Raw genomic sequence first — 25,456 nt, 5'->3', positions numbered from 1 at the left:
GAGGTCACCGGGAACCGCGTCGCACCCGGGGCGGAGAGTTGACGGCTCGCTGTCCGGTCGCGGCGTCACCGGCCACCGCCGGTTCGGGCCGTCTGTGGGCGGTGATCAGCTCCAGCGCGCTCAGGACAGCGGGCGTCCCGAGGCCCGGGGCTGCGCGCTCGATCACCCGGAAAGCCGTGCCGGCGAGGTGCTGGGCCAGGCGTAGCACGGCGGTGTCGACGTCACCGGCGCGCACGGCCGCCAGGATGTCGACGTGCTCCGCGTGCCGCTGGTCCCAGCCGCCGGGGTTCTTGAGCTGGTCGATCCGCACGTAGCGCTCGCTCATCTCCGCGTAGGTGATGATCGTGCGCAGGACCGTCTCGCCCGCGCGGCACACCAAGAGCCGGTGGAAGCGGCGATGGGCGACCGCCCAGCCGGCCAGGTCGTCGGCTTGCACCGTGCGCTCCATCTCCTGCAGGCAGGAGGTAGCGGCGCGCAGCTCGGACCGGTCAAGGCTGCCGGCGGTCAGCCGCACGCCCAGCGACTCGAGCGTGATGCGCACCGCGTACAGGGAATCGAGCTGCTCCGGGTTGAGGCCGAGGACCCTGCTGCGCCGGTTCGGATCGGCCGAGATGAGCCCTTCCTCCTGGAGCATGCGGAACGCTTCGCGCAGCGGAGTGCGGCTGACCGCGAGGATCCTGGCCAATTCGGCCTGCTTGAGCTCCGTGCCTTCCGGGAAGGTCCCCCCGATGATGAGGTGGCGCAGATAGGCGTGCAGCTCGACGGTCGTTTGCCGCGGGTCGCCGATGCGCAGGCCGGGTTGGCCCGACAGCAGCTCGCGGATCGACACTGGGGTACCGCCTGTTCCTGAGTGATATCCCCAATATAGCAGACATCACGTCGATTCGTGATCGGTCAAGAGGAATTCAGGCGTGTGTGAAACAGAAACGGGAAGGGGATTGCGGGTGGTCGTCAAGCCACCGCGCAACGTGCCCGTTGCCGGTAATGCGCGTTTCCGGGCAGCACGCCGCGTATCGGGGCGTGTGTGGTCCGAAGTGGCTGCGGGGGATGCCGCCGCGAGATCAGGTCTCGACCCAGCCGTGGTTGTGCGCGAGCTGCGCCAGGCGTTGCCGGATCAGGACGATCTGCTCGCCGGTGATCGCGGGTGCGGCGCCCAGGAGCGACTCGGTGACTTCCTCAAGGAACTCCTTGACCGTCAGGACGTCGCACATGCCGTCGTCTTCGGTTTCCTTGGCCGGTTTCGGGCTCGAATTCGCCGGGCGCGAGAGACTGTCGCGCTCGCGGTCGATCAACCCGACGCGGGAGGCTTTCAGCCCGCGATCGCCCTCTTCGACATCGAACTTCACGAATACGCCGGGGCCGAGCAGCCGCTTGTCGAACTGGAGGTCGTTGACATGGAGGAAGACGTCTTCGCCGCCGGCGTTCGGGGCGACGAACCCGTAACCGCGGATCTCGTCGAACCGGACCACTTTGCCTTCGTGCATCATCGACCGCCTTCGGGTGCTGGGTACTCCGCCGTCCACGGCCCGGTGCGTCCCACCACTTCGCGGTCGCCCTCCAGGAGGATGGGCAGGACGTAGCCAGGCGGTTCGGCAGGCGGGTTGGCCGCGGCTTTCGCGTCCCGCCGGTGCAGGAACAGCAGCAGAGCGCCGCCGACGACGCAGACAGCCTCGGTCGCGGCCGCCAGGTATTCCGGCGGTGTGCTGAAGTGGGGCATGTCGGCGAAGACGCCGATGGTCTGTCCCAGCGTGTAGGCGCCTAGCGTGGCGACACCGAAGTCGACGGCGAGCCAGACCATCAGGCGGTGCCGCCAGAAGAGCAGGCCGATCGCGATCAGTGGCCCGGCGATCGCGTTCAGGAGGAACAGCGGGCCGATGATGCCTGAGGCGGGCTGCGTCGACAGGTAGAGGTGCACACCGGCGGAGCCCAGCAATCCGGCCGCGACGGCGATGCGTAACGCTGCTTTCATCGCGATCTCCTCTGCTTTCCCCCGTGCTTCACCTGTTTTGGTACCACAGGATTCTCCAAATCGGTGATCAGTTCGGAAGGTCGCACGCGCGTCAGGCGGGAGCCAGTGGCGTGCGGGTGCGCACCGTGCGATCGGCAGGCAAGTCTGCACCTTCGGGCACCGGATCGTGGCGGCCACATCCGGGCGAACTCGGCCGAACGGGGGAATCTCCCCCGTCCTCGTGCCGCCGGGCAAATCCGGCCGGATCCCCGGTCGCCGGCTCTAAGTTCGGGTTCCGCTCGCATTCACCGAGGAGGTTCCGATGGTATTCGCGAAGAACGGCCGCCGATTCGGCTGCGCGGTGCTGGTCGCAGGCGGCTTGGCCGCCTGCGGCACCACCGCCGCGGCGCCCGGCGGCGCCGAGGCCGGTACGCCGGGCCCGCCGGCGTCCGCTGCGCCGGCACCCAGTTCGGCGACGACGACCGCGCCGGTGGCTGCGGCGTCCCCGGGCGCCGCGGTGGTCCAGTGGGTCACCCTGATCCTGCGAGGCTCCTATGCGGAGGCGTGCCTGTCCGGAGCGCCGGCCGTCGAAGACGGGGTGGATCCGCGGTCCGTGTGCAAGGGAGCGGACGAAGTCGGTAAGCGGCTGCGCGACGCCTGGGCCAAGCCGGGCGTGAAGCTGCCACCGCTGGGTGTCGTGGAAACCGACGACATCACGGCGCCGGGTGACGACGTGAGCGTGCCGGACACGGCGGTCCGCCTGGACGGGCGTTCGCTGCACGAGCTCGAACTGGTGGGCGCGACCGGGGACACGAGTTCGTTCGCGATCTCCTTCGCCACCAAGAAGGTCGACGGCAAGTGGTACGTGGGCGATCTGAAGCTGGACGCCTGAGCACGCTTCGCACGGTATGAATCGCGCATTCTCAAGAAGACATCAAGAAACGTGGTTTTCCGGTTGATTGGTGGGGGTTTCCCCTCCGGGTGACCTGACCGAGCCGCCGCGGTTCCCGGCGCGGGTAGAGTTCCCGATCAGTCCGGGACGTCCCGGCAGGCGAGGTCTCGGCACCGTCGCCGTGAATCGGGTCGATTCGGTCGATCGCATCGGCTCTCCCTCTCGTGAATGGGAAGACCCAGAATGCTCAATTGTGTGGATGTCTTCAGGGTGACCTCATTGACCGACCTGCTTGCCCGGTCGTCGGCGGTCGAGGCACTGGTCGGCACGTCGCCCGGGCTGCGCCGGGTCCGGGTCCCGTCCTGCCGGTTCGACGAGGCCGGTCTGCTCGTGTTTCCGCGAGACGCCGGCGAAGTCGTGTCTTTCTTGCGGCACCGCGGAATCGTCGCCGGCGAGCCGGTCGTGGACGGCGAAGCAACCGCGCGACTCCGGGACCGGTACGGGCTTCGTGACGGCTCGGTGGCGGTGTTTGCGGTGCAGGGCTCGGTCCACGCGGCGGAACACGGCCACCGGTCCATCGCGGTTCTCGCCGCCGTACCGGCGGAAGGCTTCCGGCTGCCGCCGGAGGTACTGACCGTCGAACGAAGGCTGCAGCGGGAGACCTATCTCGGCTTCACGACCGACGAGCCGGTCGGGGAGATGACGACGGTGTGCCGACAGTTCGTTTCCGCTGCCTCCCTCGAACCCGCTGAGGCGGACTACCGTCCCGCGACGGGGGACACGAAGCTGAGTTTCCGGCTTCCGGTGCGTCATCCTGAGCGTTGTGCTCCGGCATTCCTCAGGTTCACCTGCCCGGGCGACCAGCGAGCCGTGCTCGCGCGCAGGCCGAACTGGGGAAAACCGTCTCTTCTGGCCGGCTAGCCGTTCCGGACACGGGTGGCCGTTCTCTGCGCCCGGATCCGGGCAGGCTTCGTCATGCGCGGGCACCGGGCTTTGCTCTGTCCACAACACGAGGGGAAATCAATGGATTCCGCCCAGGTAAAGGGCAGTACCGACACCTATTCCACAGCGCTGGGCAACCGCCACGTCCAGATGATCGCGATCGGTGGCGCGATCGGGGTCGGGCTGTTCCTCGGCGCGGGTGGCCGGCTGCAGCAAGCCGGCCCGGCGCTGATCCTGTCCTACGCGCTCTGTGGCGTGGCGGCCTACTTCGTCATGCGGGCGCTCGGGGAACTGGTGCTGCACGATCCGAGTTCGGGCAGCTTCGTCACCTACGCCCGGAAGTTCGTCGGGCCGTGGGCCGGGTTCGCCGCCGGCTGGCTGTACTGGCTGAACTGGGCGATGACCGGGATCGCCGAAATCACCGCGGTCGCGATCTACGTGCACAAGTGGCTGCCCGGGCTGCCCCGGTGGATCACCGCATTGGCCGCGCTGGCCGTGCTGCTCGCGGTGAACCTGGTTTCGGTGCGGATGTTCGGGGAACTCGAGTTCTGGTTCTCCGTCGTCAAGGTGCTGGCGATCGTGGTGTTCCTGGTGACCGGCCTGGGCTTGGTGCTCACCGCCGCGCACGTCGGCGGGAGCACGGCGGGGGTGCACAACCTCACCGGTCACGGCGGGTTCTTCCCGGCGGGGCTGGGGGTCACGTTCATGACGTTGCAGGCGGTCGTCTTCGCTTACGCCGCCATCGAGGTCGTCGGCATCACGGCCGGCGAGACGAAGAACCCGCGCAAGGTCCTGCCGAAGGCGATCAACGGCGTGATCTGGCGGATCGCGTTCTTCTACGTGGGATCGGTGGTCCTGCTGGCGATGCTGCTGCCGTGGTCGTCCTACCACAGCGGGGAAAGCCCGTTCGTGACCGTCTTCGGCCTGCTCGGCATCCCCGGCATCGGTGACGTGATGAACGCCGTGGTGCTGACCGCCGCACTGTCGAGCTGCAATTCCGGGCTCTACTCCACAGGACGCATTCTGCGTGCACTGGCGGAGAAGGGTGAGGCTCCTGCATTCACCGGCCGCTTGAACCGGAAGCAGGTGCCGTTCGGTGGCATCTTGTTCACGTCCGCCGCCTACGTCCTCGGCGTGGTGCTGAACTACCTGGTGCCGTCCGAAGCGTTCGACATCGCGGTCGCGATTTCGTCGATCGGTGTCGTCAGCACCTGGGCCACGCTCGTGATCTGCCAGATGCGGCTGCGGAAAGCAGCGCTGCGCGGTGAACTGGAACGGCCGTCGTACCGGATGCCGGGCGCGCCCTACACGGGGTGGGCCACGCTGGGGTTCCTGGTACTGGTCCTGGTGTTGATGGGGTTCTCCGACGGCCCGGAAAGAATAGCCTTCTACTCGATTCCGGTGCTGGCCGTGCTGCTCGCCATCGGCTGGCGGTTCGTGTCGCGCAACCGGGTGGCCGGCGAACGGAATCGCGTCGGCTCTCGCTGAATCAGGGTCCGGACGGCCGCGGCCGTCCGGACCCTATTTGCGGCTTGTGACACCTGTGACACCGATGAGTGATCGACAGCGGTGTCACTTTTTCCGTAATGTGAAACGCATGGCGAAGTTTGATGTGGACTACGAATTCGTGCTGACTCCGGAACGCTTCTGGTCGTCCTGGTTCGACCGCGCGGCCGGTCAGCGGTTGCGCGAAGAGGTCCGCGGCGGCGACCGAGCAACCCCGGAATCCGCAGAGAAAACGGCGAACTCGGGCTTCCGTCTGGTGCGGGAAATCCGGGGGCCTGCCGAGTGAGGCGGGAGTGGTCACCAGGTCGGCGGGTGGTGTTCAGGCCGCTCGGTCCGGATTGCCGCCGACCATCTTCCCGGCGTTCTCTTCGTCGGTCCGGTCGTAGGTGACGGCGAGGTTCCGGACGTCGTCCACCAAGGCGGACAGGTCGTCCGCCAGGTCTCGCAGGTGGCCGCTGAGCCCGTGCATTGCGAGACGGCAGGGACCGCCGAGGACTTGGCCCACGAAGACGCCGAAGGCGTTGATGTTGCCGCCGCTGAGCCGCTCCACCCCGTCGGCGATGCCGGCCAGTTCGGGCACGGTCGCCGTCGACAGGTATCCGGCGTACCGGTCGAGTTCGGCCACGTCCACGACGAGAGCGCGATCGGTCATGGAACAAGCATGACGAAAAGCTGTTAACGCACTCCGATAGGGGGATTACCGGAAGCTGAACATCGAATTTCGGTGATTCGGGCCGGTGTCACCGGACGGCCGGACCGTTCCCATTCGGCGAAGGTGGTCAGTATCCGCTCCCACAGGTATGGGTCGCTCGTTTCCGTCAGCTCCATCCGGGCGCGGCCCAGGTGCGAGTCCCAGTGGGCCAGTACCCGCACGCCGGCCATCGTTTCGTCGTCGAGGAAGAGGTGCTCTTCGAGCAACCAGTGGATGCGGTGCCGTTCGTGGCGCACGGCGGGCAATGCTGCCCGCACGATGGCTGCCGCGGATTGGTGTTCGATTCCGGAGACGAACAGCGCGGGCAGCAAGGGCGCTCGGCGAAGTCTGCCGATCAGGGCCGCATGATCACCGGTGGGGCGTATTGCCCGGCGGCACGATAACGCCGCCGGTGTTCCCGATCTGCGTGAATTTTCATGTACCGAGTGTCTCATTTTTCTGGTTGCGTCAACCAGTGACAAAAGGGCACGCGTCAGTAGCCGAAATTCTGCGTCCAGTAGGGACCCTTGCCGGAAAGGAAGTGGACGCCGACGCCGATGGTGGTGAACTCGGCGTTCAGCAGATTGGCGCGGTGCCCCGGGCTGTCGAGCCACGCCTGCACCACGGTGCGAGGATCCTCTTGCCCGCGCGCGACGTTTTCCCCGCCCGGCCGTGGATGTCCGGCGGCGCGCATCCGATCGGCCGGTGCTCGCCCGTCCGGGTCGACGTGCGCGCAGAAATCGCGGCGCGCCATGTCCTTGCTGTGCCCCCGCGCAGCCGCTCGCAGCCGCTCGTCCGTGCGCAAGGGCGGAAGGCCGGATTTCGTGCGGATCGCGTTGACCAACCGGGTCACCGCGTCTTCGTGCCGCGCCTGGTGTGCGGAGCTGCCGACGATCGATGCGAACGACGAGTCGGCCGGAGCCGTGTCGCGCGGTGTGGCCGAGGCACCCAGAACCGATTCGACAGCGGGCGCGGAGATCCGGCGCAGCGGCTTCGCCTCGCGGGACCGGGCCAGAGCGCCGGTGCGCTTCCTGCGGCGGCCGTGGGGCATGAGGCTCCTCCCAGGCTCTCGAGGCGGACACCTTCGCCCCACACTAACACCGCCCCCACGGGTGGTCGGTCAAGTCCATTGTGGCTAGTGCCGGAAGAAACCGGCCCACGAGGGTTTCTCCTACGAACGTGCCACATCGTGGGGTGCGCCCACCGGTGGTGCTTAGCCTGCCGCCATGACTTCTGCCTACCCCGGGGGGCATTCGTGGCCGCACCAGCAACGCCGCTTGCGCCGAACGCGCGAGGGGTACGCAACGTCGCCTTCGTCGAGGGGGTACGGACCCCCTTCGGCAAGGCCGGCGACAAGGGCATCTACGCCGGGACCCGCGCAGACGACCTGGTCGTCAACGCCATCCGGGAGCTGCTGCGGCGGCACCCGGAGCTGCCGCCCGAGCGCGTCGACGAGGTGGCCATCGCCGCCACCACGCAGATCGGCGACCAGGGCCTGACCATCGGCCGCACCGCCGCGCTGCTGGCCGGGCTGCCGAAGTCGGTGCCCGGTTTCGCCCTCGACCGGATGTGCGCCGGCGCCATGACGGCCGTCACGACCACCGCGTCCGGCATCGGCTTCGGCGCCTACGACATCGCGATCGCCGGCGGCGTCGAGCACATGGGCCGCCACCCGATGGGCGAAGGCGTCGACCTCAACCCGCGGTTTCTCGAAGAGAAGCTGCTGGATCCGACTGCTCTGGTCATGGGCCAGACCGCTGAGAACCTGCACGACCGGTTCCCGGACATCACCAGGTTGCGCACCGATGCCTACGCCGTACGCAGCCAGGAGCGCTACGCCGAAGCAGCGAAGGCGGGCAAGATCGGGCCCGACCTGGTTCCCGTCGACATCGGCGCCGCCGAACCGGCCACGGAGGACGAGCCGCCGCGGCCCGGCACCACGCTTGAGACACTGTCCGGGTTGAAGACGCCGTTCCGGCCGGACGGCCGGATCACCGCCGGCAACGCGTCGGGGCTCAACGACGGTGCGACGGCGTCGCTGCTGGCCGATGAGGACACCGCCCGCGAGCTGGGCCTGCCGGTCGCGATGCGGCTGGTCGGTTACTCCTTCGCCGGCGTCGAGCCGGAACTCATGGGCACCGGCACCGTCGCGGCCACCGAGAAGCTGTTCAAGCGCACCGGCCTGGGCATCGACGACATCGGCCTGTTCGAGATCAACGAGGCCTTCGCGGTGCAGGTGCTGGTCTTCCTCGACCACTTCGGCCTCCCTGACGACGATCCGCGCGTGAATCCCTGGGGTGGCTCGATCGCCTGCGGATACCCGCTGGCCTCGTCCGGTGTCCGGCTGATGGCGCAGCTCGCGCGCCAGTTCGCCGAGCGGCCCGACGTGCGGTACGGCATCACCACGATGTGCATCGGCATCGGCATGGGCGGCACCGTGATCTGGGAGAACCCGGCGGCGGCCGCCTGAGGCCGGTTCGCCGGGACCCGTGCCGGCACCCGGCGTTCCACCAGAAGGAACGTTCCTCGACGAGCGCCGGGGCGGGGCATAGCGTCCGCTCCGAGAGCCAGTCGTGGTGCGAGGAGGTGGCCATGTTCCCGGAAGGACCCGGATTGAGCCGGCGGCGTGTGCTGGGCGTGGCCAGCCTGCTCCCGCTCGCCGCCCTCGTGCCCGGCCTGGTCGCGGAGGCGATGGCGTCCCCCGCGCTCCGGTACTTCACCACGCACCAAGCGTCCGTGCTGGACGCGGCGACCCGGCGGCTCGTGCCCGGTCCTCAGGACGATCCGCTCGAGGCCGGACATCCCGGTGCCGCGGAGCTCGGGGTGGTGTCCTATCTGGACACGATGCTGGGCCTGTTCACTTTCGACCCACCCCGGATCTTCACCGGCGGCCCGTGGAGCGACCGCCCGGCCGGCGGGCCGGATCACATGGCCACCTTTACCCACCCCGGCGCCGCGAGCGCGCAGGCGTGGCGAGCGCGGATCGCCGATCTGCAGGCCCGGTACACCGCGGGAATCGCGGACCTCGACAAGAGCGCCGGGGGTGACTTCGCCGCGGCGGGACCGCTGCGCCAGGACGCGGTGCTCGCCTCGGCGGCCTTCACCGCGACGCTGTTCCAGCACACCATCGAGGGGATGTACGCGAACCCCGAATACGGCGGGAACATCGAGGGACGCGGCTGGCTCGAGATCGGCTACCCGGGGGACAGCCAGCCGGTCGGCTACACGGCCGAGCAGCTGGCTCGGCAGGAACTGTCCCTCGTGGACCCGACCGGTGTCGTCGCGGCCCTCCTCACCCTCCTGCGGGGAAGCGACGCCGTCGCCGGCCGGGCCCACCAGGCGGTCGTCTCCGGAGGCAAGCATGCGTAAGGCCGTTGTGGTCGGCAGCGGCGCGGGCGGTGCGGCGACCGCGATGGTGCTCGCCGAGGCTGGTTGGCACGTCGTCGTCCTGGAGAAGGGTCCGAACTACTTCGGGGACATCGCCACGACGTGGCCGCCCGTCACGGAGTTCTCGAACGACGAGCTGAAGAACCTCCGGCACTTCGAAGACCCCGACCCGCTCGCGTACCCGCGCACGTTCCGCGCGAAGGACGCCGAAACGGCCGTGACCGGGCCGGTGAACGAGCTGCCAGTGACGGTCGGCGGCGGCATGACCCACTACGGCGGGGCGACGCCGAGGTTCTGGGACATCGACTTCGCGGAACTTTCGGCCCTCGGCCCGCAACCCGGCGCCGACGTGGCCGACTGGCCGTTCTCCTACGCCGACCTCGCGCCGTGGTACGACGAGGCCGAGGCCCTCATCGGCGTCCAGGGCGACGTCGCGCAGATCACCGGCCCGGCGGCGAAGCACGCGCCCCGCACGAAGCCGTTCCCCATGCCACCCGGGCCGCAGCAACGGGCGTCGGCCCTCTGCGCCTCGGCGGCGAAGAAGCTCGGCTGGCACCCGTTCGCGTTCCCGCAGGGCATCAACTCCCGGCCCTACAACGGGCGTCCCGCGTGCACCAACTGCGGCTTCTGCAACGCACAGGGCTGCGTGACCGGAGCCCGCGGCAGTGCCCTCGACCCGCTGCGCCGGGCGCTGCTGACCGGCCGGACCGAGCTGCGTGCCGAGACCCAGGCGGTCCGGATCGAGCTGAGCGGCGCCCGCGCGACCGGGGTGCGGTGGATCGCCTCCGACGGCCGCAGTGGCGTCGAGACCGCGGACGTCGTCGTGCTCGCGGCCTCGGCGATCGAGACGGCGCGCCTCGCGCTGCTGTCCGGCCTGCCCGACCGCAGCGGCCGGACCGGCCGGCGCCTGATGTTCCACTCGTTCACCGACGGCTTCGGCATCTTCCTGACCGAGCGGCTGCACACCTACCGCAACCGCGGCTCGGAGACGCAGTGCCTGGAGGACTTCAACGACCCGGACTTCCCGGGCGCTCGGGCCTTCGCCGCGCTGAACGGGCTTCCCTGGCTGCGCGGCGGGCTCTGCGAACTGGGTGGTGGCCAGGGTGTCATCGCCGAAGCCCTGATCTACCAGTCGCTGCTGTCCGTGCTTCAGCCACTGAAGCCGTTCGGGCGGACCTTCAAACAGCTCATGCGGGCCTCGCTGCTCCGCGACCGCCTGATCGGGGTGTCGCAGGTGGGGCACGACCTGCCGTACCTGACGAACCGAATCGACCTCGACCCGTCGGTCCGCGACGTCCAAGGTGTACCGGTACCCCGGATCACCTGGGCGCCTGGCCGCCACGAGCAGGTCGCACAGGCCTTCGTGATCCCGCTGCTGACCTTGCTGCTGGAAACCGCGGGCGCCTCGGTCGCGGCCGCCGTTCCGGTGACGGTGCCCGGCGCGGTCCCGGACACCAAGCACGTCCTCGGTGGCATGCAGACCGGGACCGACGCGGCGACGTCGGTGACCGACCCGTGGGGCCGGGTGCACGGGACCGACAACGTGCAGGTGGCCGATGGTTCGGTGTTCGCCACGTCGGGCGGGGCGAACCCGACGCTGACCCTGCTGGCCGTGGCGCTGCGCAACGCCCACCACCTGGCGGGAGCCGGCAGATGACCGAAATCGACCTCGACCACCGCCGTCAGAGCAAGGCCGCTACCGCGGAGTTGCGTGCGGACGTCGTCGCCGGGTTGACCGCGGCCCGGAAGTGGCTGCCGGTGAAGTGGTTCTACGACGACGTGGGCAGTGAGCTGTTCGAGAAGATCACGCAGTTGCCGGAGTACTACCCGACACGCTGCGAGCGTGAGGTGCTGGCCACGCACGCCGGCGAGGTGGCGGCGCTGACCGGCGCGCGGACGCTCATCGAACTGGGCTCGGGCTCGAGCGAGAAGACCCGGCTGCTGCTCGACGCGCTCTCCGGCCACGGGACCCTGACGGAGTTCGTCCCGCTCGACGTGTCGGAATCGGCGCTGGCGGCCGCCGCGGGGGCCATTTCGGGGGACTATCCGGGACTGACGGTCCGCGGGGTCATCGGTGACTTCACCCAGCCCTTGGACCGGCTTCCCGGCGACGGTCCGCGGTTGGTGGCCTTCCTCGGCGGCACCTTCGGCAACTTCCTGCCGGAGGAACGCGCGGCGTTGCTCCGCTCGTTGCGCGGTGTGCTCGCCCCGGGCGGATGGCTCCTGCTGGGGACCGATCTGGTGAAAGCGCCGGACGTCCTGGAACGCGCCTACGACGACGCGGCGGGGGTGACCGCGGCGTTCGACAAGAACGTGCTGCGGGTGATCAACGACCGGCTCGGCGCGGACTTCGACCTTGACGAGTTCGAGCACGTGTCCTGCTGGGACGCCGAGCACGAGTGGATCGAGATGCGATTGCGCGCGAGCCGGGCGCTGACCATCGAAATCCCCGGTGCCGGCCTGACCGTGCGGTTCGCCGCCGGAGAGCACATCCGTACGGAGATCTCCGCGAAGTTCCGCCAGGGTGGCGTCGACGCCGAGCTGTCGGCGGCCGGGTTCGCCCTCGATCGTTGGTGGACCGACTCGCGGCAGCGTTACGGCGTGAGCCTGGCCCAAGCCGTCCTCCCTCGGTAGAAAGGGCGGACCCGTTGCCCGGGGCCGCCGTTCGCCTTGCCTCACCGTCGTCGTGCGTGGTCGGATCATCCGCCGGAGCACGGGAACATCGTCGACGTGAGGGAGTGTTCAGCTCAGATGAGGGGCGGAGCCGGGCAGAAGATCCGGCGGGACAACCGGTCCTGGATCCTGTCCAAGCTGTACCACGAGGGTCCGCTGAGCCGGGTCGAGCTGAGTGCGGCGACTGGTCTGAGTAGCGCGGCCGTGACCCGGGTGATCGCCGATTCCCTACCTGAACGACTGGTCCGGCCGGCGGGTAAGGCCCGCGCGAGCGTCGGACGCCCGCGGATCATGCTCGAAGTGAATCCGGGTTACGGCTGGGTCGTCGGCGTCGACGTGTGCGGTACGGAGATCCGGGTGGGCCTGTTCGATCTGAATCTCCGGCAGCTCGCCAAGTCGAACCGGCGGGTGGCGGGCGCCTTCCTGGATCCCCGCGACACCGCGGACAAGGTCGCCGCGGTGACGCGGGATGTGCTGCGGATCGCCGAAAACCGCCAGGTCGACGTCATCGGCGTGGGGGTCGGGATATCCGCGCGGCCGGAGTCGGGCGAGGCGGATGCAGATCTGGGCACGTTGCTGGAGCGCAGGATCGGCGGGATCCCGGTGTCCGTCGGCGACCGCGTGGAAAACCTGGGCCGGGCCGAGAGCTGGCGCGGACCGGCCCGCGGAGTGCGGCGGGCGGTCGTCGTGGTGATCGAGTCCGGTGTGCAGCTCGCCTTGGTGGTCGACGGTACCGTCGACCTGGCCGGCGACTGGGGGCGCACGACGTTCGTCCACAACGGACGGACGTGTCGTTGCGGCGCGAAAGGTTGCGTCGAGGCGTACTTCGGGGCGGACGGGATTCTCGATCAGTACGGCGAACTGGACGGCGTGGAGCCGTTGCACGGACACAACGAGCGAAGCCGGCTGTCCGGGTTGCTCGCCGCCGCGACGTGGTCGGCGCCGGCCGCGGAGCTGATGCGGGAGACCGTGGCCTGCCTCGGCGCCGGCATCGGCAGTCTCGCCACCTTGTTCCGCCCCGACCGGATCGTGCTCGGCGGCTGGGCGGGGATGGCGCTGGGAGACCGCTACCTCCACGAGATCGAACGGGCGGCGGACGGATACACGGTGCGGGGCACCACGCTGGTGCTCGGCCGGCCCGGCGCCGCGGTACTGGGCGCCGCCACGCTGCCGGTCCTTTCGTTGCTGGAGCAATGAAGAACAGTGTCATTCCGACGGCTGCGGAACGGTCAACCGGCGAGCGTCGACCGCGGTGGGCGTCACGAGCATCGTCCGGAGCAGGTCCGGAACCCGTTGCAGCCGCCTGCTGTCCAACTTGGCCTCGAAACTGGGGAGGGTCAGCAGTGCCGCCGTGCCCGCGTCCACCTTGAGGTCCCGGGACAGCAACGGCTCGACCCGGCCGCGATCGGCCGAGTCGTGGACGGCCCGCTGCAGCGCCCGCTGGAAAGCGGCCAGGGTCTTCGGGTACTTGCCCACCCACTCGGCGGTCGCGGCGTACCCGGTCAAGGGAAAGTCTTGAGTCGAGCCGCTGGAAGTGTCGGCCAGCCGGTAAGCCCCGGCGGTAACCGCGGCCTGGGTGAGGAACGGTTCCGGCAGGTAGGCCGCGTCGACCTGGCCGTCGCGCAACGCCGCTGCCGTGGCGGCCAACGGCATCTCCACCCAGGTGACCCGTCCTTCGGCGACACCGTGGTCGTTCATCACCGATCGGATGAGCAGCTGCGACGCGGTGTCGGTCCCGACGATCGCGATGCGTTTCCCGGCCAGATCGCCGATCGTCTTCACAGGTGAGTCGGGCACCGTCGCGATGACGCTGCTGCCCGGCCGGGAGTACGAACCACCGGCGACCACCTTGAGGTCCGCGCGGTGCGCGCTCACGGCGGTGAAGAACGGGACATAGCTGGAAAAGGCGATGTCGATGTCCCCGCCGACCATCCGGTCGAGCGGCGGCTGCCCGTCCGGCATGACCACGGATTCGACGGTGATGCCTTCGTCCCGGAAGTAGCCGTCCTGCTGGGCCAGCCACAGCGGAACGAGATCGATCGTCGGTAGGACGGACACCCGGACGACGGTCTTCTCGGGTTTCCCCTCGGCCGCGACAGAAGAACCGCTGGAATGACCGCATCCGGCGATCACCGGCAGCATGAGTGCGAGCACGGCCACGGCATAGCCGTTCCGGTGTTTGCTGAATAAATCGATCATGTCCGCTCCCCGGCCTGGCGCGTTCTCGTGCCAGGCACGAGCCGAATTCAGCATCGGCGCGGCCCACACCGCCAGAAGGGTGAACACGCTGCTCGCTGCTGATCGGAGGGCTATCCCTCGTGGACGGTGAAAGCCCAGTCCACGGGGGTTTCCCCCCCTCTTGGTGTCACGGGGAAGGAGACACAGAGCCGGACTTGGAGTCGTCCGGCATGCTCGATTCACGGAATCGAATCTCGGAGGCGACGGCCGTGGTGCACTATGACGTTGGGGCGATGCAGGCCGCGGGCAAGCGATTGAGTGCCCTACGAGAGCAGTTCGACCAGGCTCGCGCTCTCCTCGGCGACGGCAAGGGCGCGGCCACCCCCTTCGGGTCGGTCGATTCCGACGGCGCCGCCCACCAGGCCCTGACCGGCTTCCACGCCCAGGTGCACGGTGAGTTCGAGCACGCGATGACGCACCTCGACCAGTCGGCGGCGGCCCTGCACCAGGTGGCCGGCGGCGTCGAGGAACTGGACGCGGACAACGCGCACACCGTCCACCATGCGGCCGGGAAGATCGAGCCGGCCGGCGTGCCGCCGGTGAGTGCCCCCACGGAACCGGACGCGACCGAGCGGGGCAACGCCTGGCTGGATGACGTCCGATGACCGCGCCGATGCCGCCGGAATGGGCCGCCGTCGCGGAAAAAGCCGGACGGCTGGACGATCTGCGCCCCGACCTCATCGAGGACACCGCCCGGACGTTCCGGACCGCCGCCGGACAGGTCGGCGACCACACCGCGGAACTGGATTCGGCCACCGAAGGCCTGCGTGACGGGGCCTGGACCGGGCACACCGCGGACGAATTCTTCGGCTACGTCGGCGAACTGGGCACCGCGGGACAGAAGCTGGGTGACCGCCTGGGTTCGGTGGCCGACGAGCTTTCCTCGCTGGGTGAGCAGCTGACCGGCGTGCGCACCTCCGTCGGCGACCGGGTCGAAGGCGCGAAACGGGAGATCCAGCGGATCAACTCCGATGCCGCAGCCGCCGCGGCCAAGGCGGTCGCCCGGCAGGATGCGGTGAACCGGCAGGTACTCGGGGCGGTGCCGCCGGAAAAGCCGCCGGAGGCCATCCTCGCCGAGGCCGCCGAGCGCACTTCGGCGTCCGCGCGAGCGGCCGGCTCGGACGTCGATGCGCTGATGTCGAAGGCCGACGACATGATCGGCCGCACCCGGGAGCTGATGAACCAGGACACCGGTGGCGCGTATTCCGCGGTGCCGTCGCGCCAGGCACCGCAGCCGGCGGCGCGTCGTCAGTCCGGCGGCGGGGCGGCCGCCCCGGGCGCGCCGGTGGTCACGAGCGGGGGGCCGCCCGCCACCGCGCCGCCGGGGAACGTCGACGAGTGGATCAAGGAAGCGATCAAGGCGCTCCAGGCCGCCGGCGTCCCCGTCACCGACGCCGACATCCCCAACATCTGGGCGATCATCCAGCACGAGTCCGGCGGGAACCCGAACGCCATCAACAACTGGGATTCCAACGCGGCCGCCGGGCACCCGTCCAAGGGGCTCATGCAGTGCATCGACTCGACGTTCAACGCGCACAAGCTGCCCGGGCACGACAACATCTACAACCCGGTCGACAACATCATCGCCGGGGTGCAGTACTCGATCGACCGGTACGGCTCGGTGGGGAACGTCCCGGGGATCCAGGCGATGGCCCACGGCGGTGCCTACCGCGGTTACTGAGCGACCGCGGAGAGTGGACCTCCCGGGCGGTCGCGCGCGTTACCGCCGAGTTGTCGTTCCGTGGGGTGGAACGTATCTCGGGAACGTGGCCGCGGCAGGCTAACGTGCGATTCGTGGGTTGATCCGGCCGGCCGCACCCGGCGTGCGCCCACCACCCGCGTCCTCGACTCCGCGGAGGTACCCCGTGTTCCCGTCACCGTTCCGGTCGTCCGACCGTCGCGTCGTCCTCACCCGTACCGCCCGGCACCCTGAACGTTCTGGCTGATCGATGTCGATTCCAGGGTTATCCACGAACTCGGGAACGACGGACGCGAACCTCCAGAGCAACGGCGCCCCAGCGGACGAAAGAACTCCGATGCAGATCCTCACCTTGCACTGCACGACCTTCACCTACACGCCGACCACCCCCACCACGCCATCCGCCGCGTTGCTGCCCGACGGAGACATCGGGACACCCGTCGCGCTCGGGGAGTGCCTCTACGCACTGGTGACGGTGCAGCCCGGCGATCGGCCGACCACCGTAAGCCAGGCGGCGAGGGGCTTGCGGCGCATCGCACGCAGCACCCGCGCGAAGAAGGTCGTCGTCAACGCCTTCGCACACCTCGCCGCCGATCTGGCCGACCCGGCGACCACTCAGAGCCTCGTGCACCGGCTGGCCGAGCGTCTCGACGAGAGTCCCGAATGGGATGTGGTGGAGCTGCCCTTCGGCTGGCGCAAGCACTGGCAGCTGGAGGTCAGCCCGCACGAGTGGGCCGAGCGCGCGATCCACGTCAGCCCGTACGCGTCGCGGCCGGCCGAGCAGGACCAGCTGGTCTGCTGAGGCCACCCGCGGGCCGCTCAGCGGTCGTCGGCCGGCAGCCACCAGGGTCGTGCCGGCGGCGCCAGCCAGCCGAGTTCGTGCGCGATCTCCCGGATCGCCCGGACCGCTCGCGCGGGAGCGCCGTTGGCCCGGTCCGAGCGCCACACGACCGAAAACGGGTAGACCGGTACCGGGTCCACGACCGGCCGTACCACCACGCCGTCGGGAACCGGTGCTTCCAGCGGTGCCAGCGCCGGCATGTCGTAGGCCAGCACGGCCGCGTTCGCGGCGCTGCGGCCGTGACCGTGCAGGCGCCGGGCGAGATCGAGGCGGAACTCCGCCGCGAGCCGCTCGTTCCAGTCTTGCCACTCCCGGGCTTCCTCCGCGGTGTGCAGCAGGAGCGGGTGGCTCGCGAGGTCGCTCATCCGCACCTCGGTCCCGGCGGTGAGCGGGTGGGCGGCGGGCAGGACGACACCCATCGGTTCCAGCCGCACGAGTTCGTGGCGGACCGTCTTCGGCAGTGTGGCACCCGGCCAGTGGACGCGGCCGAACGCCAGATCGATGCGGGCCTGCACCAGGCCGGTGAGCGTGGCGGCGAGTCCGTGGCCCTGCAGCACTTCCAGCGAAAGCCCGGGCAGCCGCTCACGCAGCAGGCGGGCGACGACGTTGGTCACCAGGCCTTCGGTGATCACGTCGACGCGCAGGGGCGGTGTGGTCCGGTCGAGTGCGGCGACCAGGTCCTGGGCTTCGGTGAGCAGCCGCCGCCCGCCTTCGACGAACACCGCGCCCGCCTCGGTCAGTTCCACGTGCCGCCGGTCGCGGACGAACAAGGCCACACCCAAGCGGTTTTCCAGCTGGCCGATCTGTGCGGAGAGCGTTTGCTGCGCGATGTGCAGGCGCCCCGCCGCGCGTCCGAAATGCAATTCTTCCGCCAGCGCCACGGCGTAGCGCACCAGCCGTAGGTCGAGGTCGGTCACCGGTTGACAGTAGCTTGCTGTCAGAGGCCGCTTCAAGGTGTTGGACGAACCGGTACTTCACCCGGTCGAATGAGATCATGACGGTACTCCTGTGGTCCCTGGTGACCATCGCGTCGGCGGGGGAGACCTCCTGCGCGGCGATGGCCGGCGACCGGATATATGCGTTGCCGTTGCCGTACAAGGGAGTTTTCGAGCTGCTGCAGGACTGGGCGGAAGCAGGTCCGGCGCTCCGCGGCTACGATCCCCGCACGGCACAGGTGATTGACGGGGCCGAAGTCCTCGCACCGCTGCGCTATCCGCGTACCGTCCTGTGTTCTGGCTCGAACTACCGCGACCACCTGGCCGAGATGACCGGGCGTACCGATGTCGCCGTGACGCCGTTCTTCTTCCTCAAACCGCCGACGACGACCGTGATCGGGCCGGGGGCGGCGATCCGGATCTCTCCCGGCCCGGCCGCACAGGTGGATTGGGAAGCCGAGCTCGGGGTGGTCATCGGCGCGGGCGGCCGCGACATCCCGGTGGACGAGGCGCTCGCGCACGTCGCCGGTTACACGATCGTCAACGACGTTTCCGCGCGCGGCCCGCATCACCGGGCCGACGCGTTCGCCGAACCGTTCGAGTGGGACTGGCTGGCGTCCAAGGGCCGGGACACGTTCTGCCCCACCGGCCCGGGTGTGGTGCCGCACTGGTTCGTCCCGGACCCGCACGCGCTGCCGATCCGCCTCGCGGTGAACGGCCGGGTCGAGCAGGACAGCAGTACCGCGGAGATGCTCATCCGGGTGCCGGAGCTGATCGCCGCGGCCAGTGCGCTGGTGACCCTGCAACCGGGCGACCTGATCGCCACGGGTACCCCGGCCGGTGTGGGGCAACCCCGGCAACGCTTTCTGCACCCGGGTGACCTGGTGGAGGTCACCATCGGCGACCTCGGCGTCCTTCGCAACCCGGTCGAAGCAGCTACCGGCCCGGGCGAATGACCGCAACGACCTTCCCGCCGGGGCGCGGGTCCAGCACGACCAAGGGAGAACTGTGGGTGCCACGCTGATCAACGTCTTCATCGTGCCGCGGGAGCGGGAAACCGAATTCCTCGAGCAGTGGCGGAAGACGGCCGCGCACTTCGCCGACGGCAAGGGACTGCTCGAGACCCACCTGCACCGAAACACGGGCATGGGCAACGAATCCTTCAGTTTCGTCAACATCGCGCGGTGGACCAGCGCTGAGGCCTGGCACAGTTCGCACGATGCCTTTCCGCCCGGCGAATACCGGATTCCCGGAGTGAAGGGGCATCCCGCGATCTTCGAAACCTGTGTCAACGTGTATTCGGGTGAAGCCGACCGATCGACGGCCGATGGCCATTGGATCGCGTCGGTCACCACGTCGGCGGCCTGACCGGTGCGCGGTCAGCTCACCGGTTCGTAGCCGAGGAAGCCGCGCTCTCGCGTGGTCGCCGGCCAGTGCCCGCACGTCGCGCCGGTGAGCTGGGTCCGCACGCACTGGGCGGGGTCGCACGGACAGCCCCGGATGGCCTCCGGGGTCCCGGCGGCGACCTTCGCCGGCCAGTCCGGATCCGCGAACAACGACCGCGCCAGGCCGACGGCGTCCGCGTCACCGCGTTCGAGGACGGCACAGGCGTCCAGCGGATCACCCAGGCCGCCGATCGCCACCACCGGGACGTCGGCGACCCGGCTTATCGCCGCGGCGCCGGTGACCCCGAAACCGCGGCGGCCGTTCAAGCCACGGTTGGCTTCCGCTCGCAGCGACTCGAACGTCGCGGTGACGGGGAAGAGGATTTGCGCACCTTCGGCGGTGAGCAGGGGCGCGAGGCGGACGGCGTCGGCCAGGGACCAGCCACCCGGCAGCAGCTCGTCGCTCAGCAGGTGGACGCCGATCAGGAAGTCCGGGCCGGTGCGCCGCCGCGCTTCGCGCACGACCTCGAGCAGGAACCGGGTCCGGCCCGCGAAGCCGCCGCCCCACGCGTCGGTCCGCCGGTTCATCCGCGGCGAAAGGAACGACGCGATCAGGAAACCCTGGGCCGCGTGCAGGTCCACGCCGTCGAACCCGGCCCGCTCGCACAGCGCGGCGGCCTCCCCGAACTCGATGATCACGGCGGTGATCTCGTCCGGGGTCATCTCCTGCGGCCGGACCGTCCGGCCCGGGGTCAGCTCGAAGGGCACCGCCGACGGCGCCAGGCGCCGGTCCTGCTCGTAGCGCTCCCACGGGCCGGCGTACCGCCCGGCGTGCACGAGCTGGACCATCGCCAGCGCGCCGTGCCGGGTGATCTCACCCGCCAGCGCCCGCAGCCCGGGCAGGTGTTCCTCGCCGAAGACCGACGTCTGGCGCGGCAGCTGCCGTCCGGCCGTGCTGACCGCGAAGTTCTCGGTCACGACCAGTCCCGCGCCGCCCTGGGCCCGCCGTCCGTAGTGTTCGATCTGCTCACGGGTGACAAAACCGCCGGAATCGCCGTAGCAGACGGACATCGGCGCCTGCACGAGCCGGTTGCGCAGCAGCCGGCGCCCCACCGGCAGCGGCTCGAACAACGCCGCGAACGTCGTGGCGGGTGCCGCGGTCAATGGTCGAGTTCCTGTTCGTTGACGATGCCCCACTGGTTCACCGTCGCTATGTCGACTTCCCAGGTTCGGGGGCCCATCGGGTAGGTCTCGTGCCAGGGGCGCGGTTCCCAGTACCCCTTCGCCTCGTCGACGACCTGGTCGATCTGCGTGAACAGCTCGATCGTGTTGCCGTCGGGGTCCTTGTGGTAGGTGAACAGGTTGTGCCCCGGGCCGTGCCGGCCGGGACCCCAGTGCAGCCGGTAGCCGTGCTTCGCCAGGTGGTCGAGAACGGTGATGAGGTGGTTCGGGTCCCGCATCTCGTAGGCCACGTGGTGCATCCCGGTCCGCTTGCGGCTGGCCATGAAGTTCGCCGCGTGGTGATCGGCGTTGCAGCGCAGGAAGACGAAGAAGTCGCCCACGGTGTCGGACCACTTGAACCCCAGCACGTCCTGGTAGAACGCCTGCGTCGGTGCCAGGTCCGGGGTGAACGCGGCGACGTGGCCCAGCTTCGTCGGCCGCAGCGGCGCGGTGCCCTCTGCCCCGCTCGGGTCCTGCGACGTCATCAGGTGCAGTTCGACGCCGGTCTCCGGTTCGGTCAGCACCAGCACGTCCGGGGTGCCCGGGCCGATGTCGGTCCGCCGCTGCACCGGGTAGCCGAGGTCGCTCAGGCGGCGCTGCGCGTCCGCGAGGTCCTCGAAGACCTCGTAGCCGACGACGCTGCGGGCGTGTGCCTCGCCCGGGGTGAGCACGACGCAGTGGTGGTCGGTCCCCGTGGTGACGAACGCGCCCTGCGGCGAGAAGTCCACCAGGCTGAAGCCGAGCACCTGTGTGTAGTACTCGACCAGCCGGTCGAGGTCGGGGGTGACGAACCCGACGTAGCCCAGCTTGGACACACGGACCGCCGGTGCCGCGGCACCGTCCTGATTCACCATGCCCCCATTCGACCTTCGCGGCCTGAGCACGTCCAACACCGGTCGGGAGGCCTGTGACAGCCAAGTGCTGTCATCGCCGCGGTGGGGGAGGACTCCGGCGTGGCCTCCCCCACCGAGGTTCAGTTCGCCGGCTCCTCCACGAGTGGTGTCTGCACGAGGCGGACGGCCCGCCTGCGGTTGACGAACTGCGCCCGGCCCGGCGGGAGCACCCGCGGCTTCAGGTTGCCCAGGAAACTGCCCTCCGTCTTCGGGCAGGAAAGCAGCAACGCGGGTGTGCCGAGCTCCCACATCCGCCGGATCGCCGGGTTCGACATCGACCGGCTGGCGCCCGCGGTGCTGCGCGCGATGATGATGTGCACGCCGACGTCGGCACCCTGCGCCAGCACCGGCAGCAGCGGCTGGAGCGGGCCCGAACTGCCGGCCGACTCCGCGAGCTCGAAGTCGTCGATGATGATGTAGAGCCTGCCCCCCTTCCACCAGTCCCGCAGGGGCAGCCTGCTCGGGCTGATCTCCGGGCCGGGGATCCGCTTTTCGAGCAGCGACGCCGCCCCGGCGATGGACTTCGTGAGCGCTTCGGCACCGACGGCGTACTCCAGCTGGTTCGCCTCCGGGATGCAGTCGCGCAGCTCGCGGCGGAAGTCGCCGAACATCACCCGGGCTTCGTCCGGCGAGTGGTGAGCCACCACCGTGCGGGCGATGTGCTTGAGCAGGTTCGTTTTCCCGGTCTCCGCGTCGCCGTAGACGAGCAGGTGCGGGCTGGCGTCGAAGTCGTGCCACTCCGGGCCGAGCTGGACGTCCTCGAGGCCGAGCGCCATCCGCATCTCCGCGGACGGCCGTGGCGAGGTGGGCGCGGGCAGCTCGGTGACGCTCAGCTTGCTCGGCAGGAGCCGGACCTTGGGCGCCTTCGGTGCTCGTGGCGTGGTCACGGCCTCGGCCAGCTCCACGGTGGCTTCGGCCAGGTCGTCGGTCCGGGAGAGGCCGTCGATCCGCGGCAGGGCGGCCAGGAAGTGCAGCCGGTCCGGGGTGATGCCGCGGCCCGGGATGGCCGGGACGGTCGCGGCGAACCGGCTGTTGACCTCGGAGTCGACCGGATCGCCGAGCTTCAGCTCGAACCGGGTCCCCATCACGTCGCGCAGCCAGGGCCGCATCTCCGACCAGCGGTTGGTCCCGACGACCAGGTGGATGCCGAAACTGAGGCCGCGAGCCGCCAGCTCGCTGAAGCGCTCTTCGATCTCGTCGAAGTCCTGCCGGATGGTGTACCACCCGTCGACCACCAGGAACACGTCACCGTACGGGTCGATGTCGCGGTACCGCCCGGCTTGGCGGGCGCGCCGGTAACTGGTCATCGAGTCGATGTTGTGCTCGGCGAAGATCGCCTCCCGCCGGGCCATCAGGTTCGTCACCTCGAGTACGGTCCGGGTGACCCGGTCGCGGTCGAGGCGGTTCGCCACGCTGCCGACGTGCGGCAGCCCCGCCAGCGCTGTCAAGGTGCCGCCGAAGTCGAGGCAGTAGAACTGGACCTCGGCCGCGGTGTGGGTCAGCGCCAGTGAGCAGATCAGGGTGCGCAGCAGCGTGCTCTTGCCGCTTTGCGGGCCGCCGACGACGGCCACGTTCCCCTTGCTGCCGGCCAGGTTGGCGGTCAGCAGCTCACGGCGCTGCTGGGCGGGCAGGTCGATCAGGCCGACCGGGACGTTCAGGTTCGCGGTCTGCAGGTCGCCGATCGGGCGGCTGCCGAGATCGGGGTGGTCCACCAGCGGCGGGAGCAGCTGGTCGAGCGTCGCCGCGCGCTTCAACGGCGGCAGCCAGACCTGGTGGGCCCGGGGGCCTACGCCTTTGAGCCGTTCGAGCAGCACGTCCAGCATCGTTTCCAGCGAATCCTCCTGCTCCGTGCTCTCTTCGGGGGCCGGCTCCGGCGCGGTGGGAGGTTCGACGTAGCGGGTGCCGAACGGCACCACGTTCTGCTCGACGGCCGCGGCGTCGACGCGGCGTCGTTTGACCCGGTAGGGCGCGGACGAGTAGGCGCCCTTGAACCGGACCAGGGTCTGGGTGTCCGGGCGCAGGTAGCCGTTGCCCGGGCTGTTCGGCAGCTCGTAGGCGTCGGGCACGCCGATCACGCTGCGGCTCTCCATCGCGGAGAAGGTCCGCAGGCCGATCCGGTACGACAGGTGCGTCTCGACCTTGTGGATCCGGCCCTCGTCGAGCCGTTGCGACGCGAGCAGCAGGTGCACCCCGAGGCTGCGGCCCAGCCGGCCGATCATGGCGAAGACGTCGATGAACTCGGGCTTGCTGGTGAGCATCTCGCTGAACTCGTCGACCACGATGAACAGCGCGGGCATCGGCTCCAAGGACACGCCCTGGGCCCTGGCCGCCTCGTAGTCGCGCCGGGACGCGTAGTTGCCCGCGGCGCGCAGGTGTTCCTGACGGCGGTTCATCTCACCGGTCAGCGCGTCCTGCATCCGGTCGACCAGCTCGATCTCGTCGACCAGGTTGGTGATCACCGCCGAGGTGTGCGGTAGCTGGTCGAACCCGAGGAAGGCCGCGCCGCCCTTGAAGTCGACCAGGACGAAGTTGAGGTCCTCCGACGAATGCGTGGTGGCCATCGCCAGGACCAGCGTGCGCAGCAGTTCGCTCTTGCCGGACCCGGTCGCGCCGACGCACAGCCCGTGCGGGCCCATCCCGTCCTCGGCGGCTTCCTTGATGTCCAGCTCCAGCGGGCCGCCGCCGCCGGCGATGCCGATCGGCACGCGCAGCCGCCGCTTGCTGCTCATCCGCTCGCGGCGGTACTTCACCGGGTCGAACGTGGCGACGTCACCGAGGCCGAGCAACGCGGCGAGGTCGTAGTCGACGGCCAGCGGCTCGTCGTCCTCGTCGGTGGCCTCGCCGATGCGAAACCGGGCCATGGTCCGGGCCAGGGCGTTGGCGGAGATCGCGCTGAGCCGGTCGGGCCGGCACAGCGGAGCGGATTGGGGCTTGCCGACGCGGTCGAACGACACCGTCCGGATCTCGTCCGCGTCGACCTCGAGGAAGAGCACGTCGGGACGTTGCTGCCAGGGCAGCGCGCCGCCGACGTCCAGCACCACGGCGTTGCGGTACCCCTCGTCGGCGATCCGGTGGTCCGACGGCACGGTGACGCCGTCGACCACGAGCACCACCAGCGGTTCCGACGCGGTGATCGGGGTGTCCGCCTCGAACCGCGGGCGCCCGCTGAACGCGGGCCCGCCGAGCAGCACCTCGACCTCGGCCAGGTCCGTGGTGACCAGCCGCCGGGCGCCGGCGGCGTCGTGGCTGTCCTGGTCCTGGTTGTGCGGCAGCCACTTCAGCCAGTCCCACCGCTCCAGCCGCTCGTCGGCGGCGCACAGGGCGATCCGGACGTCGGCCGGCGCGTGCGCGGCCACGAGCTGGCCGAGCATCGCCCGCAGCACGTCCAGTACCGCCGCGTCGTCCCCGCTGAACTGGATCTGCCCGAAACCGCGGAGGTAGACCGCGATGGGCGAATCCGGCAGGGTCGAGTAGGCGCGCATGAACCGGCGCAGAGCATGCGCGGTGAGCGGTTCGAGGTCTTCGATCGGCTTGCTGTCCGGCGGTGCGAGCGTGAGCGAAGAGCGCTGGGTGCCGAGGCCGATGCGGATCTCCGCGAAGTCGTCGTGCGCGGGACGGCGTTCCCAGAGCCGGTAGCCGAGGGCCATCGACCACAGGGCGTGTGGATCGGGGTGGATCCAGCGCGACGCCCGCTGCTGGTCGCCCAGTGCCTTGCGGACGCGGCCGCGCAGCTGGGCGAGGTAACGGACGTAGTCGCGCCGGTGGCCGTTGAGCTTTTGCTTGTGGGTGACCGAACTGCGCAGCAGCTGGGTGACCAGCATGCCGATCGTCGACAGCACCATCAGGCCGCCGCCGAGGTAGGCGAAGATCCCCGAACCCGGCCGGACGAACATCATCACCATGGCCAGTGAGCCGAGACCCATCGGGGCGTACATCAGCACCGAGCTGACTCCGCCGCCGGCGTCTTCGGGCACGCTCGGTGGCGCTTGCAGCTCGATCTCGGCCCCGGTGGACGGTGGTTTCGGCCGCCGGGCCCGCCTCGCGAACAGTGTGGTTGTCATGCAGCTCTCCACTCGGTGAGTGAACTTCCCCTATTTGGCGGTCCGCGGTCCCGGCGGGACGGGACGCAAGTCACGTCGCACTAGGTTCCGGGACTGAGGTCTAGCCCTGGCAGGAAGGACCTGAAACCTGATGGAAGAGCTGAC

At 69.7% G+C, this 25,456-nt stretch carries 25 protein-coding genes; 14 read left to right on the top strand and 11 right to left on the bottom strand.

The annotated features are described in order from the left end of the window. Nucleotides 1-4: 4 nt before the first annotated feature. From MUY22_RS01220 to MUY22_RS01210, 3 genes are all read right to left on the bottom strand, one after another. On the bottom strand, nucleotides 5-829 hold the full coding sequence (locus tag MUY22_RS01220; RefSeq protein ID WP_247056083.1) for a GntR family transcriptional regulator: 825 nt from the start codon (nucleotides 827-829) through the stop codon (nucleotides 5-7). A 232-nt stretch (nucleotides 830-1,061) separates the two neighbouring features. After that, a complete protein-coding gene (locus MUY22_RS01215) occupies nucleotides 1,062-1,484 on the bottom strand; it encodes a cold-shock protein (protein ID WP_247056081.1) in 423 nt (140 codons plus the stop codon). Beyond that, a complete protein-coding gene (locus MUY22_RS01210; RefSeq protein WP_247056079.1) occupies nucleotides 1,484-1,969 on the bottom strand; it encodes a hypothetical protein in 486 nt (161 codons plus the stop codon). Before MUY22_RS01210 ends, MUY22_RS01215 begins: the two co-directional genes overlap by 1 nt. Before the next feature lie 301 nt (nucleotides 1,970-2,270). On the opposite strand from MUY22_RS01210, the gene MUY22_RS01205 reads away from it, so the two are divergent. The 4 genes from MUY22_RS01205 to MUY22_RS01190 all read left to right on the top strand — a co-directional run bounded on the left by MUY22_RS01205 (nucleotide 2,271) and on the right by MUY22_RS01190 (nucleotide 5,574). Beyond that, nucleotides 2,271-2,840, top strand: a complete 570-nt coding sequence (locus tag MUY22_RS01205) for a hypothetical protein (RefSeq protein ID WP_247056076.1) — start codon at nucleotides 2,271-2,273, stop codon at nucleotides 2,838-2,840. A gap of 279 nt (nucleotides 2,841-3,119) precedes the next feature. After that, the gene (locus tag MUY22_RS01200) at nucleotides 3,120-3,761 is read left to right on the top strand and encodes a hypothetical protein (protein ID WP_247056074.1); all 642 of its coding nucleotides are present in this window, start codon (nucleotides 3,120-3,122) and stop codon (nucleotides 3,759-3,761) included. A gap of 102 nt (nucleotides 3,762-3,863) precedes the next feature. Further along, nucleotides 3,864-5,270: an amino acid permease gene (locus MUY22_RS01195; protein ID WP_247056072.1), complete on the top strand. Its 1,407-nt coding sequence runs from the start codon at nucleotides 3,864-3,866 to the stop codon at nucleotides 5,268-5,270. A 109-nt stretch (nucleotides 5,271-5,379) separates the two neighbouring features. After that, on the top strand, nucleotides 5,380-5,574 hold the full coding sequence (locus MUY22_RS01190; protein ID WP_247056070.1) for a hypothetical protein: 195 nt from the start codon (nucleotides 5,380-5,382) through the stop codon (nucleotides 5,572-5,574). Between the two features lie 33 nt (nucleotides 5,575-5,607). On the opposite strand, the gene MUY22_RS01185 is transcribed toward MUY22_RS01190, so the two are convergent. The 3 genes from MUY22_RS01185 to MUY22_RS01175 all read right to left on the bottom strand — a co-directional run bounded on the left by MUY22_RS01185 (nucleotide 5,608) and on the right by MUY22_RS01175 (nucleotide 7,030). Then, nucleotides 5,608-5,940 (bottom strand): hypothetical protein, encoded by a 333-nt coding sequence (locus MUY22_RS01185; protein WP_247056068.1) that lies wholly within the window; start codon nucleotides 5,938-5,940, stop codon nucleotides 5,608-5,610. A 23-nt stretch (nucleotides 5,941-5,963) separates the two neighbouring features. Next, the gene (locus MUY22_RS01180; RefSeq protein WP_247056066.1) at nucleotides 5,964-6,311 is read right to left on the bottom strand and encodes a hypothetical protein; all 348 of its coding nucleotides are present in this window, start codon (nucleotides 6,309-6,311) and stop codon (nucleotides 5,964-5,966) included. 161 nt (nucleotides 6,312-6,472) lie between these two features. Continuing rightward, nucleotides 6,473-7,030 (bottom strand): CAP domain-containing protein, encoded by a 558-nt coding sequence (locus MUY22_RS01175; RefSeq protein WP_247056065.1) that lies wholly within the window; start codon nucleotides 7,028-7,030, stop codon nucleotides 6,473-6,475. Between the two features lie 204 nt (nucleotides 7,031-7,234). On the opposite strand from MUY22_RS01175, the gene MUY22_RS01170 reads away from it, so the two are divergent. The 5 genes from MUY22_RS01170 to MUY22_RS01150 all read left to right on the top strand — a co-directional run bounded on the left by MUY22_RS01170 (nucleotide 7,235) and on the right by MUY22_RS01150 (nucleotide 13,236). Beyond that, nucleotides 7,235-8,449: a thiolase family protein gene (locus MUY22_RS01170; RefSeq protein WP_247056063.1), complete on the top strand. Its 1,215-nt coding sequence runs from the start codon at nucleotides 7,235-7,237 to the stop codon at nucleotides 8,447-8,449. A 143-nt stretch (nucleotides 8,450-8,592) separates the two neighbouring features. Further along, nucleotides 8,593-9,348 (top strand): gluconate 2-dehydrogenase subunit 3 family protein, encoded by a 756-nt coding sequence (locus MUY22_RS01165; RefSeq protein ID WP_247056061.1) that lies wholly within the window; start codon nucleotides 8,593-8,595, stop codon nucleotides 9,346-9,348. Then, entirely contained in the window at nucleotides 9,341-11,023 is a 1,683-nt protein-coding gene (locus MUY22_RS01160) for a GMC oxidoreductase (RefSeq protein WP_247056059.1), read from the top strand. The genes MUY22_RS01165 and MUY22_RS01160 overlap by 8 nt, the downstream gene beginning before the upstream one ends. Next, a complete protein-coding gene (gene egtD, locus MUY22_RS01155; protein WP_247056058.1) occupies nucleotides 11,020-12,000 on the top strand; it encodes an L-histidine N(alpha)-methyltransferase in 981 nt (326 codons plus the stop codon). The genes MUY22_RS01160 and egtD overlap by 4 nt, the downstream gene beginning before the upstream one ends. A 243-nt stretch (nucleotides 12,001-12,243) precedes the next feature. After that, the gene (locus MUY22_RS01150) at nucleotides 12,244-13,236 is read left to right on the top strand and encodes an ROK family protein (RefSeq protein WP_247056055.1); all 993 of its coding nucleotides are present in this window, start codon (nucleotides 12,244-12,246) and stop codon (nucleotides 13,234-13,236) included. 9 nt (nucleotides 13,237-13,245) lie between these two features. Here the strand turns inward: MUY22_RS01150 and MUY22_RS01145 are convergent, their stop codons facing one another. Then, nucleotides 13,246-14,181 carry an ABC transporter substrate-binding protein gene (locus MUY22_RS01145; protein WP_371827645.1) on the bottom strand — a complete coding sequence of 312 codons (936 nt, stop codon included), beginning with the start codon at nucleotides 14,179-14,181 and terminating at the stop codon, nucleotides 13,246-13,248. Between the two features lie 308 nt (nucleotides 14,182-14,489). Here MUY22_RS01145 and MUY22_RS01140 point away from each other — a divergent pair, with 308 nt between their 5' ends. From MUY22_RS01140 to MUY22_RS01130, 3 genes are all read left to right on the top strand, one after another. Beyond that, nucleotides 14,490-14,882, top strand: a complete 393-nt coding sequence (locus tag MUY22_RS01140; protein WP_247056050.1) for a hypothetical protein — start codon at nucleotides 14,490-14,492, stop codon at nucleotides 14,880-14,882. Next, on the top strand, nucleotides 14,879-15,958 hold the full coding sequence (locus MUY22_RS01135; RefSeq protein WP_247056048.1) for a transglycosylase SLT domain-containing protein: 1,080 nt from the start codon (nucleotides 14,879-14,881) through the stop codon (nucleotides 15,956-15,958). Before MUY22_RS01140 ends, MUY22_RS01135 begins: the two co-directional genes overlap by 4 nt. Nucleotides 15,959-16,313: 355 nt before the next feature. Next, a complete protein-coding gene (locus MUY22_RS01130; protein ID WP_247056046.1) occupies nucleotides 16,314-16,778 on the top strand; it encodes a threonyl-tRNA synthetase editing domain-containing protein in 465 nt (154 codons plus the stop codon). A 17-nt stretch (nucleotides 16,779-16,795) separates the two neighbouring features. On the opposite strand, the gene MUY22_RS01125 is transcribed toward MUY22_RS01130, so the two are convergent. Further along, nucleotides 16,796-17,734 carry a LysR family transcriptional regulator gene (locus MUY22_RS01125; RefSeq protein ID WP_247056044.1) on the bottom strand — a complete coding sequence of 313 codons (939 nt, stop codon included), beginning with the start codon at nucleotides 17,732-17,734 and terminating at the stop codon, nucleotides 16,796-16,798. 140 nt (nucleotides 17,735-17,874) lie between these two features. Here MUY22_RS01125 and MUY22_RS01120 point away from each other — a divergent pair, with 140 nt between their 5' ends. Next, nucleotides 17,875-18,708 carry a fumarylacetoacetate hydrolase family protein gene (locus tag MUY22_RS01120; protein ID WP_247056043.1) on the top strand — a complete coding sequence of 278 codons (834 nt, stop codon included), beginning with the start codon at nucleotides 17,875-17,877 and terminating at the stop codon, nucleotides 18,706-18,708. Nucleotides 18,709-18,760: 52 nt separating this feature from the next. Next, nucleotides 18,761-19,120: an antibiotic biosynthesis monooxygenase gene (locus tag MUY22_RS01115; protein ID WP_247056041.1), complete on the top strand. Its 360-nt coding sequence runs from the start codon at nucleotides 18,761-18,763 to the stop codon at nucleotides 19,118-19,120. Between the two features lie 11 nt (nucleotides 19,121-19,131). On the opposite strand, the gene MUY22_RS01110 is transcribed toward MUY22_RS01115, so the two are convergent. The 3 genes from MUY22_RS01110 to eccCa all read right to left on the bottom strand — a co-directional run bounded on the left by MUY22_RS01110 (nucleotide 19,132) and on the right by eccCa (nucleotide 25,312). Next, nucleotides 19,132-20,301 (bottom strand): NADH:flavin oxidoreductase, encoded by a 1,170-nt coding sequence (locus tag MUY22_RS01110; protein WP_247056039.1) that lies wholly within the window; start codon nucleotides 20,299-20,301, stop codon nucleotides 19,132-19,134. Continuing rightward, nucleotides 20,298-21,212, bottom strand: coding sequence for a VOC family protein (locus MUY22_RS01105; protein WP_247056037.1), 915 nt, complete (start codon nucleotides 21,210-21,212; stop codon nucleotides 20,298-20,300). The genes MUY22_RS01110 and MUY22_RS01105 overlap by 4 nt, the downstream gene beginning before the upstream one ends. Before the next feature lie 119 nt (nucleotides 21,213-21,331). Next, the gene (gene eccCa, locus MUY22_RS01100) at nucleotides 21,332-25,312 is read right to left on the bottom strand and encodes a type VII secretion protein EccCa (RefSeq protein ID WP_247056035.1); all 3,981 of its coding nucleotides are present in this window, start codon (nucleotides 25,310-25,312) and stop codon (nucleotides 21,332-21,334) included. Nucleotides 25,313-25,456: the final 144 nt, after the last annotated feature.

The organism is Amycolatopsis sp. WQ 127309 (genome assembly GCF_023023025.1).
Classification (GTDB): domain Bacteria; phylum Actinomycetota; class Actinomycetes; order Mycobacteriales; family Pseudonocardiaceae; genus Amycolatopsis.
This window is presented reverse-complemented; position numbering and strand designations above follow the sequence as displayed.

Bases quoted from the DNA above. Each gene is read 5' to 3' on its own strand.
- MUY22_RS01215 (WP_247056081.1), bottom strand. From the start codon at position 1,484: ATGCACGAAGGCAAAGTGGTCCGGTTCGACGAGATCCGCGGTTACGGG.
- MUY22_RS01210 (WP_247056079.1), bottom strand. From the start codon at position 1,969: ATGAAAGCAGCGTTACGCATCGCCGTCGCGGCCGGATTGCTGGGCTCC.
- MUY22_RS01205 (WP_247056076.1), top strand. From the start codon at position 2,271: ATGGTATTCGCGAAGAACGGCCGCCGATTCGGCTGCGCGGTGCTGGTC.
- MUY22_RS01195 (WP_247056072.1), top strand. From the start codon at position 3,864: ATGGATTCCGCCCAGGTAAAGGGCAGTACCGACACCTATTCCACAGCG.
- MUY22_RS01190 (WP_247056070.1), top strand. From the start codon at position 5,380: ATGGCGAAGTTTGATGTGGACTACGAATTCGTGCTGACTCCGGAACGC.
- MUY22_RS01185 (WP_247056068.1), bottom strand. From the start codon at position 5,940: ATGACCGATCGCGCTCTCGTCGTGGACGTGGCCGAACTCGACCGGTAC.
- MUY22_RS01175 (WP_247056065.1), bottom strand. From the start codon at position 7,030: ATGCCCCACGGCCGCCGCAGGAAGCGCACCGGCGCTCTGGCCCGGTCC.
- MUY22_RS01160 (WP_247056059.1), top strand. From the start codon at position 9,341: ATGCGTAAGGCCGTTGTGGTCGGCAGCGGCGCGGGCGGTGCGGCGACC.
- egtD (WP_247056058.1), top strand. From the start codon at position 11,020: ATGACCGAAATCGACCTCGACCACCGCCGTCAGAGCAAGGCCGCTACC.
- MUY22_RS01145 (WP_371827645.1), bottom strand. From the start codon at position 14,181: ATGCTGCCGGTGATCGCCGGATGCGGTCATTCCAGCGGTTCTTCTGTC.
- MUY22_RS01135 (WP_247056048.1), top strand. From the start codon at position 14,879: ATGACCGCGCCGATGCCGCCGGAATGGGCCGCCGTCGCGGAAAAAGCC.
- MUY22_RS01130 (WP_247056046.1), top strand. From the start codon at position 16,314: ATGCAGATCCTCACCTTGCACTGCACGACCTTCACCTACACGCCGACC.
- MUY22_RS01120 (WP_247056043.1), top strand. From the start codon at position 17,875: ATGGCCGGCGACCGGATATATGCGTTGCCGTTGCCGTACAAGGGAGTT.
- MUY22_RS01105 (WP_247056037.1), bottom strand. From the start codon at position 21,212: ATGGTGAATCAGGACGGTGCCGCGGCACCGGCGGTCCGTGTGTCCAAG.
- eccCa (WP_247056035.1), bottom strand. From the start codon at position 25,312: ATGACAACCACACTGTTCGCGAGGCGGGCCCGGCGGCCGAAACCACCG.